Genomic DNA, 15198 nt, shown 5'->3' on the forward strand with positions numbered 1-15198 from the left:
GCTAGAGTCGCTGGTCATGGGACGGATCGCGGTGGTCAGTGCGGGTCTTGGCGGAATGGCGGCGGCCGCGCGGCTCGCCGTCGCGGGCCACGAGGTGACGGTGTACGAGCGGAGCGGCACCTACGGCGGCGCCGTGCGGCGGTACGCCCGTGACGGGTTCGCCTTCGACACGGGCCCTGGGCTGCTGCACCTGCCTGCCGTCTACCGCGACCTGTTCGTCAAGACAGGCCGTGAGCGGCTCGAGGACCTGGTGGACCTGGTCCAGGTGCCGGTCACGGCGCGGCACGTCTTCGAGGACGGTACGGACGTCACGCTGCCGAACGCGTCACGGGGCAGGGTTGTCGCCGCGCTGGACGACGGGCTCGGCGCCGGCGCGGGCGAGCGCTGGGCACAGCTGCTGACCCGGGCCCGCGAGGCGTGGGAGGCGTGCCGGCGCCCGCTGCTGGAGGAGCCGCTGCGCGAGGAGCCGTCCTCGCGGGGGGCACTGGCACAAGACGGCGCCTACCCCGCGCTCCGCAGGAGGGTGCTGCCGCGCCTCCCCCGGGTGCTGGGCGGGCGGGGCGTCCCGCGGCCGACGCTGGCCGAGGTTGCGGACGGCGAACTGCGCGATCCGCGGCTGGCGGCGATGCTGTGCGGTGGCGTGGCGGCGCACGGTCTGGACCCGGCGCGTACTCCGGCCAGCGCGGCGATGCTGGCCTACGTCGAGGACTCGTTCGGCACCTGGTACGTGCGGGGCGGCGGCATGCGGGCGCTCGCCGACGCGCTGCACGAGCGGTGCCGCCGGCGGCGGGTGGCCTTCCGCTTCGGCTGCTCGGTGGCGGCCGTACGGGAGAAGGACGGGCGGGCGGCCGGTCTCGAGCTGGCCGACGGCAGCGCCCTCGACGCGGACGCGGTGCTCGCGGGCGGCGGCCCCGCTGCGCCGGGCGGACCCGCCGACACGGGCGCCGGGGCGGCGCGGCTGACCGTGCTGCTGGCACTGCGGGGCGCCCGGCCCCAGGGCACCGCGCACCGCACGCTGCTGCACGGCGCCCCCGGACCCGGCGGGCCGCTGACGGTGCTGCGCCCCGACGATCCGGCGCTGCGGCCCGACGACGCGCACGAGACGGCGGTCCTCAGCCTGCCGGTGCCACCGGGTGCGGTAACGGGGAGCGGCGAGGCCGAAGAGCTGGCCGGGCGGCTGCTGGCCGCGGCGGACGAGGCAGGTCTCGGACTGGGCGAGCGGCTGCTGTGGCACGAGGTGCGCACCCCCGCGCACAACGAGGCCGAGACGGGCGCCCCCGGCGGCCGGGTCCCGCCGCCCTCGCTGCCGGGTGCCGGCGGCGCCTTCCTGCGCCCGGCGAACCAGGCGTCGCCGCTGTCCGGTCTGTACGCGGTCGGCGGCTGGTCCCATCCGGGCGGCGGGCTTCCGGCGGCGGGGATGTCGGGTGCCATGGCGGCGGGGCTGGTCCAGGACCCGGAGTGGCGCGGCTCGGTCTGAGCCGCCGTCCCGCGCCCCACGCCGGTCGGCCTGCGGCCCGGGCCGGGGGCTGTCTGCGCCCCCTGACGGACGGGAGGGCGGAGGACGCCCGTGCCCGTCCGGTCGCGCCGGGCGTGCGGCCTCAGTGCCTGCCGTCGCCGTAGTAGCCCTGCGGGTAGGGGTGGGCCTGCGGTTGCTGCGCCCAGCCGTCGGCGGATCCGTCGCCGTAGGGGGCCCCTTCGACGGGCTCGGCCCCGTAACCGTAGGGGTCCTGAGACTGGTCCTGCGGCGGTGGCGGGGTGCCGTCGCGCTGTTGCGGCACCCAGACGCCGCCCGGCGGGGTCTCGGGCACGCCGGGGTAGTACGGCTGCTGCGGCGTGGCCGGGTATCCGTAACCGGCGTACTGGCCCTGCTCCTCGGCGCCGAAGGTGCCGTAGCCCCCGTACGGGTCCGGGGACTCCTGGTACGCCTGGTAGTCGGGGTACGGGGTGTGCTCCGGGTAGCCGAAAGCGCTCTGGTAGGCGGAGTCGTCCGCTCCCGTGCCCTGGTGGAAGGGGTCCGTGTGGCCCGCGGGCTGCGCGTAGTCCGGGTAGTCCGGGTATCCCCGCGCCGGGTAGGGCCCGCCGGGTCCCGCGTCGTAGGCGTAGGCCTGCGTCTCGCCGGGCGCGCCGCCGAAGACGGAGGGCTCCTCCTCGTAACCGCCGTACCCCGGGGAGGGGACGTAGCCCTGGTGTCCTTCCCAGGCCGGCTGCTGGTCGTAGCCGGGCATCGGGTCGTGGCCGGGCGTCCCGGCGTAGCCCGGGTCTGCGTACCCGGCGGACTCGGCGGACTCGGCGCCGCCCGGCTGGTCGTAGCCGGAGGGCCCGTAGCCCGTCTGCCCGTAGCCGGCCTGCCCGTAGTCGTCGACCGGCTCGGGGAGCGGGACCTGGACCGGCGTGGTCTCGGGGGCGTCGGCGAAGGGGGCCGATTCGGCGCCGGGGCCGTGGGTGCGCAGATCGGTGACTTCCAGGGAGGGGTCCGCCGCGCCGGGGGTGCCCCCGGCGCGGCGGCGCCGGCTCGCACCGGGGCCGCGGTAGGTCCAGCCCTCGGTGAAGCCGCTGCGGACGGAGAGCGTCACGAAGGTCTGTCCGAGAGCGAAGGCCGCGATGCCCAGGCCGATCACGATGACGGACGGCAGCGCCGTGGTGCCGACGACGACGGCGAGGAAGCCGCCGAAGGCCAGCAGCCGCCAGCGCAGCCGCGCCTTGTACTGGAGCAGCACCTCGCCCAGCAGCCACAGCGCCACGACGCCGAACGCGATATAGAGGACCGTCCAGCCCATCTACGCCCCTCTTCCGCTCCCCGGCTGCCTCGCGGTCTTAAGGCAGCTGGGCCTTCTGCCGAAGACCCAGATTCTGGTGGATTTCCAGCGTCGCCGTGGAGTGGTTGAGCGTAATGAAATGCAGTCCCGGGACGCCCTCGGCCATCAGCCTCGCACACAAGTCTGTGGCGTACTCGATACCGACAGAGCGTACCGCCGCCGGATCGTCCTCCACCGCCCGGAGTCGTTCCACCATCCCGTCGGGGAGGGTGGCGTTGCTCAGCTGCGCGAACCGCTCGATCTGCTTCACGTTCGTGACGGGCATGATCTCCGGGATGATGGGCGTCGGGCAGCCCGCGGCGGCGGCGCGGTCGCGCAGCCGCAGGTAGTCCTCGGCCCGGAAGAACATCTGGGTGATGGCGTAGTCGGCACCGGCCTTGCACTTGTTCACGAAGTGCCTGATGTCCGAATCCCAGTCGGTGGAGCGGGGGTGCATCTCGGGGAAGGCGGCGACACCGACGCAGAAGTCGCCGGACTCCTTGATCAGCTCGACGAGTTCGGCGGCGTAGCCGATGCCCTCCGGGTGCTTGACCCACTCCCCCAGCGGATCGCCGGGCGGGTCACCGCGCAGCGCCAGCACGTCGCGGATACCGGCGTCGGCGTACTGCCCGATGACGTTGCGCAGTTCGGTCCGCGAGTGGTTCACGGCGGTGAGGTGCGCGACCGGGGTGAGGGTCGTCTCGTTGGCGATGCGCTCGGTGTTGCGGACGGTGCCCTCGCGGGAGGAGCCGCCGGCGCCGTAGGTGACGGAGACGAAGGTCGGGGAGACCGCCTCGATGCGGCGCAGCGCGTTCCACAGGGTCCGCTCGCCCTTCTCGGTCTTCGGCGCGAAGAACTCGAAGGAGAAGGACTGCTCGCCGCTCGCGAGCTTGTCACGCACGGTCGGCGGACGGTCTGTCCTGGGAGCTGAGATACCGATGGCCATGCATGCAGGCTAACGGCCTGGCCTGCGCAGCGGCTCGGCGCGGAGACGTTAAAGGCGGTTCTGTCCGGTTCCCGGATGGCCGATGTCCACCTGGTGGACAGCCCGGCCACTCCGTGCTACTGGATCGTGCCCGTTTTGTCGCCTTCGGCCGCCTCCCGCAACCGCCCCGCGAGCGAGGCGGCGGCCGCCCCCGGATCGTCCGCCCCCGTCAGCGCACGGACGACGACCGCCCTGCGAGCCCCCGCCTCCAGCACCTGATCGAGATTCCCCGCGTCGATACCACCGATCGCGAACCACGGCCGCCCCACCGGCTCCGCCGCCGCCCTGGCCGCGGTGTGACGGACGAGATCCAGCCCCGGTGCCCTGCGGCCCGGCTTGGTGGGCGTCGGCCAGCAGGGACCCGTGCAGAAATAGTCGACACCGGGCTCCCGCAGCGCCGCATCGGCCTCGTCCGCCGCATGGGTGGAGCGGCCGATCAGCACCTCGTCACCGAGCAGCGCCCGGGCAGCCGGCACCGGCAGGTCGCCCTGGCCGAGGTGGAGCACATCGGAGCCGGCGGCGTGCGCCACATCGGCCCGGTCGTTGACCGCGAGCAGCGCGCCGTGCCGGCGGCAGGCGTCGGCGAAGACCGCGAGGTGCTCCAGCTCCTCGGCCGCCTCCATGCCCTTGTCCCGCAGCTGGACGATGTCCACACCGCCCGCCAGCACCGCGTCGAGGAACGCGGGCAGATCGCCCTGCTCCTCGCGCGCGTCGGTGCACAGGTACAGCCGGGCGCCGGCGAGCCGCTCGCGGGCGGTGGGCCGCCGCACGGCGGCGGGCGAGGTGCGGGACATGGCGGTGTACTTCCCCCCAGGAGGGGGCGCACGGGCCAGAAAGGGCCCGTGCGCCCGTGGATGTGCGGTGGTGCGTGCGGCGGCCGCGGGTGCCGCCGCGGATCAGCCGCTCAGACGGCCAGGGCCTGGGCGCGGCGCTTGACCTCCGTGCCCCTGTTCTCCCGCAGCGCCGTCACCGGCGCCCCCGGCAGCGACTCGTCCTCCGTGAACAGCCACTCCAGCATCTCCTCATCGCTGAACCCGTCGTCCCGCAGCAGCGTGATCGTGCCGGCCAGGCCCTTCACGATCCGGGCCTCGCCGACGAACGCGGCGGGAACCTGCAACACCCTGTTCCCCGACTCGGCCTCGCGCCGGACGGCGAGCAGCTGCCCCTCCTTCACGAGCTGCCGCACGCGGGTCACTTCGACGTCGAGCTTCTCGGCGACCTCGGGCAGGGTGAGCCAGGCGGGGACGAGAGCATCGGTCTTTGCGTCAATCTCGGTCACGGTTCCCACACTGCCATCCAGGGCTGAGCGCCACTACCGCGCCGCCTTCTTCAGGGCGACGGCCGCGTCGGCCACCAGCGCCGGGTCCACCGCCGCGCCCTGCTGGATCAGCTTGCGGCCCTGCGCGAGATCGCGCGGACGGCCGACCGCCAGCAGCGCGGCCAGCCGCTCACCGCGCAGCCAGCACACGCTCCACGCGGCGCCCTCGGGATCGCCGCGCCACACCAGCTCGTCACCCCCGCCGTGGTGCCCCGCGTACTGCACGAAGCGCCCGAACTGCTCGGACCAGAAATACGGCACCGGGTCGTGGTCGACGCTGTCGGCCGCGCCGTCGGCGTGCCCCTCGACCAGCAGGTTCGCGGCCACCGTGCGGGGGCCCTGGAGCGCGTTGTCCCAGTGGTGGACCAGCAGCCGCTCGCCGTAGCGGGCCGACGGGAAGGAGGCGCAGTCCCCCACCGCGTAGACACCGGGCACGGAGGCGCGCAGCCGGGAGTCGGCGCGCACCGCACCATCCGGGCCGAGTTCGATGCCGGAGTCGCGCAGCCAGCCCGTGGCCGGGCGGGCACCGATGCCGACGAGCACCGCGTCGGCCGCCAGCCTGCCCCCGTCGGACAGCAGCACCGCACCCCGCTCGACACCCGAGACGGCCACACCCGTGCGCAGCTCCACCCCGGCCTGCGCGTACCAGGCCCGCATCGGCTCCGAGACGCCCGCCGGCAAGGCGCCGGGCAGCGGCGTGGCGGCGGCCTCGACCACCGTCACCTCGCAGTCGCGCTCACGCGCCGCCGTCGCGAACTCCGCACCGATCCAGCCCGCCCCCACCACGACGACGCGGCCACGCTCGGCCAGCACGGGACGCAGCCGCCTGGCGTCGTCCAGGGTGCGCAGCAGATGCACCCCCGGCACGCCCTCACTGCCGGGCAGCGCGACCGGCTCCGCACCGGTCGCCACGACCAGACGGTCGTAGTGCACGGGCCCCGCGTCGGTGACCAGCAGCCGCTCGTGCGCACGCAGCCCCGTGACGGTGCGGCCCAGCTCCAGCTCGATGTCCAGCCCGGCGAAGTCGATGTCGAAAAGCGGCTCCTCGGACTCCTCCCCCGTGCCGAGGAGCACGGCCTTCGACAGCGGCGGCCGGTCGTAGGGGGCGTGCGGCTCGGCTCCGATCAGCCGCACGGGCCCCGGCCAGCCCTGCTCCCGCAGGTGCACAGCGGTCTGCACGCCCGCCATCCCGGCCCCCACGATCACGACCCGCTGCTGCGTCTGACTCCCGCTCACGCTCTGGCTCCCACTCACGCCGCTCACTGTATGCCGCCGCGCCGCGCCCGCACTCGGACGGCCGACCGGGACCGGACACGACCACCGACCGAGGCCCTGGTCGCGGCCCTGAGCACCGCAGTAGGCTGGCCGCGTACATCCAGCACACGCGGGAGCCCGGACGCACCGGGCTGAGAGGGAGGCTGCGGCGGCCTCCGACCGTCCGAACCTGATCCGGGTCATTCCGGCGAAGGGAGCAGCGGCATCCCCATGCGCGAGACGACACCGAGCGGTACGACACCAGGCGGAGCGCCGTCCGGCACCCCCGACGTCCTCGTCCTCGGCGGCGGCCTCATCGGCCTGGTCACCGCCTGGCGCGCGGCCCGGCGCGGCCTGCGCGTCACCGTTCTCGACCCCGAACCCGGCGGCGGCGCCGCACAGGTCGCGGCCGGCATGCTCGCGGCCGTCACCGAACTCCACTACGGCGAGGAGACGCTCCTCGACCTCAACCTCGCCTCCGCGGCCCGCTACCCCGCCTTCGTCGCCGAACTGGAAGAGGCCTCAGGGCTCGACGTCGGCCACCGCGCCTGCGGCACCCTCGCCGTCGCGCTCGACGCCGACGACCGCGCCCACCTGCGGGAGCTGCACGCGCTGCACCAGCGCTGCGGACTGAGCTCCGAGTGGCTGACCGGCCGCGAATGCCGCCGCCTGGAGCCGATGCTGGCACCGTCCGTCCGCGGCGGCGTCCGCGTCGACGGCGACCACCAGATCGACCCGCGCCGCCTGGCCGCCGCCCTGCTGCGGGCCTGCGCACACGCCCGCGTCACCTTCCTGCGGACCACGGCCAGGCGGCTCCTGGTCGCCGGCGGCCGGGCCGTGGGCGCCGCCACCGCCGACGGCGGCGAGGTGGCCGCGGGCCAGACCGTCCTCGCGCTCGGCTCACGCAGCGGCACGCTCGACGGCGTACCCGCACACGTGCCGGTGCCGGTACGCCCCGTCAAAGGCCAGGTGCTGCGGCTGCGGATGCCGGCGTCCGACGGCGCCCGCGGAACGTTCCTCAGCCGCACGGTCCGCGCCGTCGTGCGCGGCGGTGCGCTCTACCTGGTGCCGCGCGAGAACGGCGAACTCGTCGTCGGCGCCACCAGCGAAGAACTGGGCTGGGACACCACCGTGACCGCCGGCGGCGTCTACGAACTGCTGCGGGACGCACACGAACTCGTCCCCGGCGTCACCGAACTGCCGCTGGCCGAAACCGTCGCAGGCCTGCGCCCGGGATCCCCCGACAACGCGCCCCTGCTCGGCCCCACAGGACTGCCGGGACTCCACCTGGCCACAGGACACCACCGCAACGGCGTACTGCTCACCCCCGTCACCGGCGACGTGATGGCCGGCCTGCTGGCCGACGGCGAGCTGCCGCCCCTGGCCCGGGCCTTCACCCCGGACCGCTTCGCCACACCCCCCGCCACCGAGCCGCAGGAGCAGACCGCATGACCTCCACCACCGCGCGGGTCACCGTCTCCGTCAACGGCGAACCCCGCCACCTGACGGAGGGCACCACCCTCGACCAGCTCGTGGCCACCCTCACCGCCGCGCCCTCGGGGGTGGCCGCCGCACTCAACGAGAACGTCGTCCCCCGCGGCAGCTGGGCCACCACCGCGCTGGGTGACGGAGACCGCGTCGAAGTACTCACCGCAGTCCAGGGAGGCTGAGCACCACCATGGCCGACGACCCGCTGACCATCGGCGACACCACCTTCGACTCCCGCCTGATCATGGGCACCGGCGGCGCCCCCAGCCTGGACGTGCTGGAGAAGGCGCTGCTGGCCTCCGGCACCGAACTGACCACCGTCGCCATGCGGCGCCTCGACCCGTCCGTCAGCGGCTCCGTACTGTCCGTACTCGAACGGCACGGCATCCGCGTCCTGCCCAACACCGCGGGCTGCTACACGGCCGGCGAAGCGGTACTCACCGCGCGGCTCGCGCGCGAAGCACTGGGCACCGACTGGGTCAAGCTCGAGGTCATCGCCGACGAACGCACCCTGCTGCCCGACCCCGTCGAACTCCTCGACGCCGCCGAAACCCTCGTCGACGACGGCTTCACCGTGCTGCCCTACACCAACGACGACCCCGTACTCGCCCGCAAACTCGAAGACGCCGGATGCGCCGCGATCATGCCGCTCGGCTCCCCCATCGGATCAGGACTCGGCATCCGCAACCCCCACAACTTCCACCTCATCACCGAGCGGGCCACGGTCCCCGTCATCCTCGACGCCGGGGCAGGCACCGCCTCCGACGCCGCCCTGGCCATGGAACTCGGCTGCTCCGCCGTGATGCTGGCCTCCGCGGTGACGCGGGCTCAAGAGCCCGCGCTCATGGCGGCGGGCATGCGGGCCGCTGTCGACGGCGGGCGGCTGGCGTTTCTCGCGGGGCGGATTCCTCGGCGGTGGTATGCCTCGGCGTCCTCTCCTGCGGAGGGCTTGGCCGACTTTGACCCTGAGCGGCCCGCCTTTCGCTGATACCCCAGCACCTGGGGCGGGCCCCCCAGACCTCCCCCTTTTCCGTGGGGCCAGCCCACCCCCGAAGGGCTGCTCTCTCCCTGAGGGGCTCCGCCCCCCAGACCCCCGGCCCCTCGCCGGGGAGGCTTTGGGGCGGCTCCTCCCCCAGACTCCGTCCGGGGGGACCCCCACCCCAAAGGCCCCCCGCTACGGGGGCTCCGCCCCCCTAGAAACCCCCGCCAAGGGGCTCCGCCCCCTGGACCCCCACACGAGACAGCACCACAGAACCCCAGTGCTGGGCCGACTTACGTAAGAGGGGGACCGGTTCTCCTCCAGGGACTCCTTAGGGGGCGGGGAACTGTCACTGTTCGGCTCTAGTGCGGGAGCGGGGCATAAGGAGGCGCGGCGAACTCGTAAACTCTGCGCAATGGACACCACCCTCAAGGACCCCCTGGTCGGTCAGGTTCTCGATGGCCGGTACCGCATCGAAGCCCGCGTAGCCGTCGGCGGCATGGCGACGGTGTACCGCGCCATGGACACCCGCCTGGACCGGGTGCTGGCCCTGAAGGTGATGCACACCTCCCTCTCCTCGGACGAGACGTTCGTGACGCGGTTCATCCGGGAGGCGAAGTCCGCCGCGCGGCTCGCGCACCCGAACGTGGTGGGCGTGTTCGACCAGGGCACGGACGGTACGTACGTGTATCTGGCGATGGAGTACGTGGAGGGCTGCACGCTCCGTGACGTCCTGCGCGACAAGGGCGCGCTGCGGCCGCGCCCCGCGCTGGACGTGCTGGAACCGGTGCTGGCGGCGCTGGGCGCCGCTCACCGGGCGGGGCTCGTGCACCGGGACGTGAAACCGGAGAACGTCCTGATAGGGGACGACGGCCGGGTGAAGGTCGCCGACTTCGGGCTCGTGCGGGCTGTGGACAGCCAGACGTCCGCGACGACGGACTCGATCCTGGGCACGGTCTCGTATCTGGCACCTGAGCAGATCGAGGACGGTACGGCGTCGCCGCGTACGGATCTGTACGCGTGCGGCGTGATGTTCTACGAGATGCTGACGGGCTCCAAGCCGCACGCGGGCTCCACTCCGGCGCAGGTCCTCTACCAGCACCTGAACAAGGACATGCCGCTCCCCTCGGCTGCGGTGCCGGGGATGGCGGCCGCGTTGGACGGGCTGGTGGCGCGGGCGACGGCGCGGAACCCCGAAGGGCGCCCCGAGGACGCGGTGGCGCTGCTCGCGGAGGTCCGCTCGACCCGCGCGGGGCTGTCGGAGGGAGAGCTGGACGCGGTGCCCCCGCAGGCCAAGGACGGCGGGGAGCAGGCGGTGGCGCCCGCCGAGCAGGACGGTACGGGGACACCGGTGGCCGCCGTGCCGCCGTCGGAGGCCGAGACGTCGGTGATTCCGCGGCCCGCGGCGAGCGATCCGGTGCCGGACGCCGAACCGATGGACCGTACGGCGCTCCTTTCGGCGGTGCCCGCCGCCGGGGCGGCGGTGCCCGCCGCCCCGGCCCGGCGGCGGATGCTGCAACCGCGCTGGGTGCTGGTGGCGCTGGGTGTGCTGCTGGTGCTGCTGGTGGGTACGGGCGTCTGGTACATCAACTCGGGTCAGTTCACCAAGACTCCCGCGGTCTTGGACCAAACGCAGTCGGAGGCGACCAAGGCGCTGGCGGACGCGGGTCTCGACGTGAAGGTGGAGCGCGACTACAGCCAGCGGGTGAAGCGCGGCCACGTCATCGGCACCGATCCGGAGCCGGGTGAGCGGGTGCGCAAGACGGGCGCGGTCACGCTGACCGTCTCGCGCGGCCCCGAGGTGGTGAAGGTGCCTCAGCTGCGCGGCACCCCGCTCGGTGACGCCCGGCGCAAGCTGGAGGACGCCGGTCTCGAGCCCGGGCTGGTCAAGCGGCGGTTCGACGAGGAGACCGCGCAGGGCTCGGTCGTCGCCACGGATCCGAAGCCGGGCAGCGAGCGCAGGCCGGGTGCCGCCGTGGGCCTGACGGTCTCGAAGGGCGCCCCGGTGGACGTGCCCGACGTGGTGGGGGACGACGAGGGCGACGCCGTCGAGGAGCTGAAGGAAGAGGGCCTGAAGGTCAAGATCGCGAAGGAGCGTGTCCACTCGGAGGAGGACGAGGGCACCATCGCCCGCATGTCTCCCACGGACGGCTCGCGGCTCGCCAAGGGCGACACGGTGACGCTGACCGTCTCCAAGGGGCCCGACATGGTCGAGGTGCCGGACGTGGAGGACAGCAGCGAGAGCGAGGCCAAGGCGAAGCTGGAGAAGGCGGGCTTCGAGGTGCGGGTGCGCCGCGTCTTCTTCGGCGACACGGTCTTCAACCAGTCCCCCGATCCGGGCGAGGAGGCCCCTCGGGGCTCCGAGGTGACCGTCTGGCTGCGCTGAGCGGAGCACACCGGCGCTGAGCGGGCGCCAGCGGCACTGAGCGGAGCGCACCGGCGCTGAGTGAGTGTGCCGGTTCGTGCGGCCCCCGGCTTCGGTCGGGGGCCGTTCGCGTGGGTTCCGGCCGTGTGACCTGGGCTTTCTCGTGCGTGTTTCCGGCATGACCGTTATGTCAGGTCAGTCGTGAAAAGTAATGCCGGAGTGCGCATGGGCCGCTACCGACCGTACTGCGAAGCCCGCCCCGATGTGAGCCCACCCATAGGACGCACATCACCTACGAAAGACCGTAGTGGAAAGCGCATCACCGCCCCGACCTGGAATGCGGGGTATTCACCCCTTCATCGCGGGAACCTGTTCAACGAATTCCGGTAGTACGTCACATCGTTGATTTCCCAAAACGGGCCCTCTAACAATTGCGGCGTCGCACGGCGCCGTGAAACAGAACTCGGCGCGTTTCTCCGGCTCCCCGCCTCTGCGACGACGCCTAGCGATGAAAGGTTCCGCTCTTTCTCATGCCCAGCATCTCCAGTCTCAGTCCCGGTAATCTCAGCCCGCGCGCCAGGAAGATGACGACCGTCGGCATCGGCACCGCCGGCGCCGCGGCCCTGGCCCTGACCGTGCTCCCCGGCACCGCGGACCACGGCGACGCCAGCCAGGCCACGGCGGCCAGGAAGGTCAACGCCGAGAACGTGGCCTTCTCCTCCCACTCCTCCGTCCTGCCCGAGCAGGGCAAGGACATCGCGGCCGCCCAGCACTCCCTGATCGACGTCCCCGAGGGCGCGCAGCAGGTCCGCAGCGTCAAGGACGCCACCACGACCGCGAAGAGCTTCACCACCACCGACGAGGCCGCGGAGGCGATACGGGCAGGCGCCAAGGAGCGTGCCGCCAAGGCCGAGGCGCAGAAGAAGGCGGAGGCCGAGCGCGCCGCCGAGGAGACCGCGAACCGTTCCGAGCAGCGCGCGGCGAAGCCGACCTACCCGAACAACCTGGACGGGTGGATCCGTGAGGCCCTGGCCATCATGGACAAGCACAACATCCCTGGCTCCTACGAGGGCATCCACCGCAACGTCATCCGCGAGTCCGGCGGCGACCCCCGCGCCATCAACAACTGGGACATCAACGCCCAGAACGGCGTGCCGTCCAAGGGCCTGCTCCAGGTGATCAAGCCGACCTTCGACACCTACCACGTCGAGGGCACCTCCTGGGACCAGTACGACCCGGTCGCCAACATCGTCACCGCGTGCAACTACGCGGCGGACCGCTACGGTTCGATGGACAACGTCAACTCGGCATACTGAGTGGTGTGACCACGAACGAAACGCAAGCCGCGCGCAATCCCGTCGGCAGCCACGTCCCCGTCGCCGGGGGCCTGGCTGCCACGGGCATTTCCTATGCCGACAGGATCGGAGCCGAAGCCGTTCAGGTATTCGTCGCGAATCCCCGAGGCTGGGCGACCCCCACCGGAAATCCGGAACAGGACACCGCTTTCCGCGCCGCGTGCGCCGAGCGTGGACTCCCCGTATACGTCCACGCTCCCTATCTGATCAATTTCGGCTCGCACACCGAGGAAACCGCCCGCAAGTCCGTGCTGTCGCTGCGGCATTCGCTGCGGCGCGGCCGCGCGATCGGCGCGCTCGGTGTCGTCGTCCATACCGGAGCGGCGACCGGCGGCCGGGAGCGCGCCGTCGCGCTGGCCCAGGCGCGCTCGTTGATGATGCCGCTGCTGGAGGAGGTGCGCCACGAGGACGGCCCCCAGCTGCTGCTGGAGCCGACCGCCGGGCAGGGCGCCTCGCTCTGTTCGCAGGCGCACGAGCTGGCCGCGTACTTCGAGGTGCTGGAGCACCATCCGAAGCTCGGGGTCTGCCTCGACACCTGCCACGTCTTCGCGGCCGGGCACGATCTGGCGGCGCCCGGCGGGGTGGAGCGCACCCTGCGGGAACTGGTCGCGGCGACGGGCCCGGGAAGGCTGCGGCTGATCCACGCCAACGACTCCAAGGACGTGTCCGGCGCGCACAAGGACCGGCACGCCAACATCGGCTCGGGCCACATCGGCCAGGACCCGTTCGCTCAGCTGCTGGCCCACCCGCTCACGGACGGGGTGCCGCTGGTGGTCGAGACGCCCAGCGACAAGAAGGGCACCGAGCACGCGGCGGACGTGGCACTGCTGAAGAAGCTGCGCGACGCCTGAGCGGGCGGGCCGGGGCCGGGCGCCGGGCCCGCGGGTGGGCGGGTCCGGCTACAGCTCGGGGCCCTCCCCCGGCTCCTCCTGGTAGGAGTAGCGCTGCTCCCGCCACGGGTCGCCGATGTTGTGGTAGCCGCGTTCCTCCCAGAAGCCGCGGCGGTCCGCCGTCATGTACTCGATGCCGCGGACCCACTTGGGCCCCTTCCACGCGTACAGGTGCGGAACGACCAGCCGGACGGGGAAGCCGTGCTCCGCGGTCAGCAGCTCGCCCGCCCTGTGGGTGGCGAAGAGCGCCTTGTCGGACGCGAAGTCGGACAGCCGCAGGTTGGAACTGAAGCCGTACTCGGCCCACACCATCACATGGGTGACGTCGGGCGCGGGAGGAGCCAGCTCGAGGACCGTCCGGGCGCGGACCCCGCCCCACTCGGCGCCGAGCATGCTGAACTTCGCGACACAGTGCAGGTCGGCGACGACGGTCTCGTACGGCAGCGAGGAGAACTGCTCGTGGTCCCAGCAGTGCTTGTCGCTGTCCGCGGTGGCCCCGAAGACCCGGAACTCCCAGCGTTCGGGCTTGAACTTCGGTACGGGCCCGTAGTGGGTGACGGGCCACCCGCGCTGGAGCCGCTGGCCGGGCGGAAGCTCCTGCTGCTCCCCCGCACGGCTTGACGGCTGACCCATGGCTCCATGGTGACAGACCCGGGGCCGTGGTCTCGACCACCCCGAGACGGCACACGACCTGCGTCGGCCCGCCCTCGCGGCACGGAAGCCGGGCAAATACGGTAAGCCTGCACTTACTGGATCGATCCGGTGAGCGGTGACAGGATGCGCGATTGCGCGCCGCGTGCGCGACCGGCCCGCTTCACGCGTCCCAGGAAGGAGCCCGCCACCATGCAGGGCGACCCCGAGGTCATCGAGTTCCTGAACGAGCAGCTGACCGCCGAGCTGACGGCGATCAACCAGTACTTCCTGCACGCCAAGATGCAGGAGCACAACGGCTGGACGAAGCTCGCGGAGTACACCCGCTCCGAGTCCTTCGACGAGATGCGGCACGCGGAGCGGCTGACCGACCGCATCCTCTTCCTGGAGGGCCTGCCGAACTACCAGCGCCTCTTCCACGTGCGGGTGGGCCAGACGGTCACCGAGATGTTCAAGGCGGACCGGCAGATCGAGGCGGAGGCGATCGACAGGCTGCGGCGCGGCGTGGAGGTGATGCGCGCCAAGGGCGACATCACCTCGGCCAACATCTTCGAGGACATCCTGGCGGACGAGGAGCACCACGTCGACTACCTCGACACGCAGCTCGAACTCATCGAGAAGCTCGGCGAGCCCCTGTACATCGCCCAGCAGATCGAGCAGAAGGCCCCGGACGAGACCTGAGCCCCGAGCCGACGGGCGGCGGCGAGACGACGGAGGCGGGTCAGCCGTGCCGCTGTCTCAGGCCGCCGTGCGCAGCGGCTGTGCGGGGGCCGGCTCGGCGGGGAACGCGGCGGGGTCCGCCTCGGTCCGGCGGGGCGCGGCCGTCGGCGCCGTGGAGGTCTGGGCTGTCAGGGCGGGCTCGCCGCGCTCCAGCGCGGCTCTGCGGGGGCAGGCACCGCGGCCGAGGATGCCCTGGATCCGGCGGACGCAGGAGCCGCAGTCCGTGCCGGCCTTGCTCTCGGAAGCGATCTGGCGCGGGGTGCAGGCACCGGCCGCCGCGTGCTCGCGCACCTGCTCCTCGGTGATGCCGAAGCACGAGCAGACGTACACGCGGTCACCTCCGCTTCCGATCAGGACAGGCTTTCTGAGGTAAACCTAACCTTACCCGCCGAACCGTG

15 protein-coding genes and 1 riboswitch are annotated in these 15198 nt (G+C 72.7%); of the genes, 8 read left to right on the plus strand and 7 right to left on the minus strand.

All coding sequences use genetic code 11. From position 1 onward, the window contains the following. Positions 1–16 precede the first annotated feature (16 nt). On the plus strand, positions 17–1477 hold the full coding sequence (locus DTL70_RS16755) for a phytoene desaturase family protein (RefSeq protein WP_114022739.1): 1461 nt from the start codon (positions 17–19) through the stop codon (positions 1475–1477). Between the two features lie 121 nt (positions 1478–1598). Here DTL70_RS16755 and DTL70_RS33575 read toward each other — a convergent pair whose 3' ends face one another. The 5 genes from DTL70_RS33575 to DTL70_RS16780 all read right to left on the minus strand — a co-directional run bounded on the left by DTL70_RS33575 (position 1599) and on the right by DTL70_RS16780 (position 6352). Then, positions 1599–2777 (minus strand): hypothetical protein, encoded by a 1179-nt coding sequence (locus DTL70_RS33575; protein ID WP_181860952.1) that lies wholly within the window; start codon positions 2775–2777, stop codon positions 1599–1601. 37 nt (positions 2778–2814) lie between these two features. After that, positions 2815–3741, minus strand: coding sequence for a methylenetetrahydrofolate reductase [NAD(P)H] (gene metF / locus DTL70_RS16765; RefSeq protein WP_114022740.1), 927 nt, complete (start codon positions 3739–3741; stop codon positions 2815–2817). A gap of 116 nt (positions 3742–3857) precedes the next feature. Beyond that, a complete protein-coding gene (gene thiE, locus DTL70_RS16770; protein WP_114022741.1) occupies positions 3858–4574 on the minus strand; it encodes a thiamine phosphate synthase in 717 nt (238 codons plus the stop codon). A gap of 110 nt (positions 4575–4684) precedes the next feature. Next, the gene (locus DTL70_RS16775; protein ID WP_114022804.1) at positions 4685–5059 is read right to left on the minus strand and encodes an Rv2175c family DNA-binding protein; all 375 of its coding nucleotides are present in this window, start codon (positions 5057–5059) and stop codon (positions 4685–4687) included. 33 nt (positions 5060–5092) lie between these two features. Further along, the gene (locus tag DTL70_RS16780) at positions 5093–6352 is read right to left on the minus strand and encodes an NAD(P)/FAD-dependent oxidoreductase (protein ID WP_281278710.1); all 1260 of its coding nucleotides are present in this window, start codon (positions 6350–6352) and stop codon (positions 5093–5095) included. Positions 6353–6472: 120 nt separating this feature from the next. Then, positions 6473–6587, plus strand: a riboswitch (TPP riboswitch). Here DTL70_RS16780 and thiO point away from each other — a divergent pair. The 6 genes from thiO to DTL70_RS16810 all read left to right on the plus strand — a co-directional run bounded on the left by thiO (position 6584) and on the right by DTL70_RS16810 (position 13390). After that, positions 6584–7804, plus strand: coding sequence for a glycine oxidase ThiO (gene thiO / locus DTL70_RS16785; RefSeq protein ID WP_114022743.1), 1221 nt, complete (start codon positions 6584–6586; stop codon positions 7802–7804). It overlaps the preceding riboswitch by 4 nt. Then, a complete protein-coding gene (gene thiS / locus DTL70_RS16790; protein WP_114022744.1) occupies positions 7801–8022 on the plus strand; it encodes a sulfur carrier protein ThiS in 222 nt (73 codons plus the stop codon). The genes thiO and thiS overlap by 4 nt, the downstream gene beginning before the upstream one ends. A gap of 8 nt (positions 8023–8030) precedes the next feature. Then, a complete protein-coding gene (locus DTL70_RS16795; protein ID WP_114022745.1) occupies positions 8031–8828 on the plus strand; it encodes a thiazole synthase in 798 nt (265 codons plus the stop codon). A gap of 406 nt (positions 8829–9234) precedes the next feature. After that, positions 9235–11205: a Stk1 family PASTA domain-containing Ser/Thr kinase gene (pknB, locus tag DTL70_RS16800; RefSeq protein ID WP_114022746.1), complete on the plus strand. Its 1971-nt coding sequence runs from the start codon at positions 9235–9237 to the stop codon at positions 11203–11205. A 509-nt stretch (positions 11206–11714) separates the two neighbouring features. Beyond that, positions 11715–12500: a transglycosylase SLT domain-containing protein gene (locus tag DTL70_RS16805; RefSeq protein ID WP_114022747.1), complete on the plus strand. Its 786-nt coding sequence runs from the start codon at positions 11715–11717 to the stop codon at positions 12498–12500. A 5-nt stretch (positions 12501–12505) separates the two neighbouring features. Further along, positions 12506–13390: a deoxyribonuclease IV gene (locus tag DTL70_RS16810; protein ID WP_114022748.1), complete on the plus strand. Its 885-nt coding sequence runs from the start codon at positions 12506–12508 to the stop codon at positions 13388–13390. 48 nt (positions 13391–13438) lie between these two features. On the opposite strand, the gene DTL70_RS16815 is transcribed toward DTL70_RS16810, so the two are convergent. Next, the gene (locus DTL70_RS16815) at positions 13439–14062 is read right to left on the minus strand and encodes a sulfite oxidase-like oxidoreductase (RefSeq protein WP_114022749.1); all 624 of its coding nucleotides are present in this window, start codon (positions 14060–14062) and stop codon (positions 13439–13441) included. Positions 14063–14272: 210 nt separating this feature from the next. Here DTL70_RS16815 and bfr point away from each other — a divergent pair, with 210 nt between their 5' ends. Then, complete coding sequence (bfr, locus tag DTL70_RS16820; RefSeq protein WP_114022750.1) at positions 14273–14761, plus strand: bacterioferritin; 489 nt, start codon at positions 14273–14275, stop codon at positions 14759–14761. Positions 14762–14818: 57 nt separating this feature from the next. On the opposite strand, the gene DTL70_RS16825 is transcribed toward bfr, so the two are convergent. Then, the gene (locus DTL70_RS16825; protein WP_114022751.1) at positions 14819–15130 is read right to left on the minus strand and encodes a (2Fe-2S)-binding protein; all 312 of its coding nucleotides are present in this window, start codon (positions 15128–15130) and stop codon (positions 14819–14821) included. Positions 15131–15198 lie beyond the last annotated feature (68 nt).

Origin of the sequence: Streptomyces diacarni, assembly GCF_003323715.1 — a bacterium.
Lineage (GTDB): Bacteria > Actinomycetota > Actinomycetes > Streptomycetales > Streptomycetaceae > Streptomyces > Streptomyces diacarni.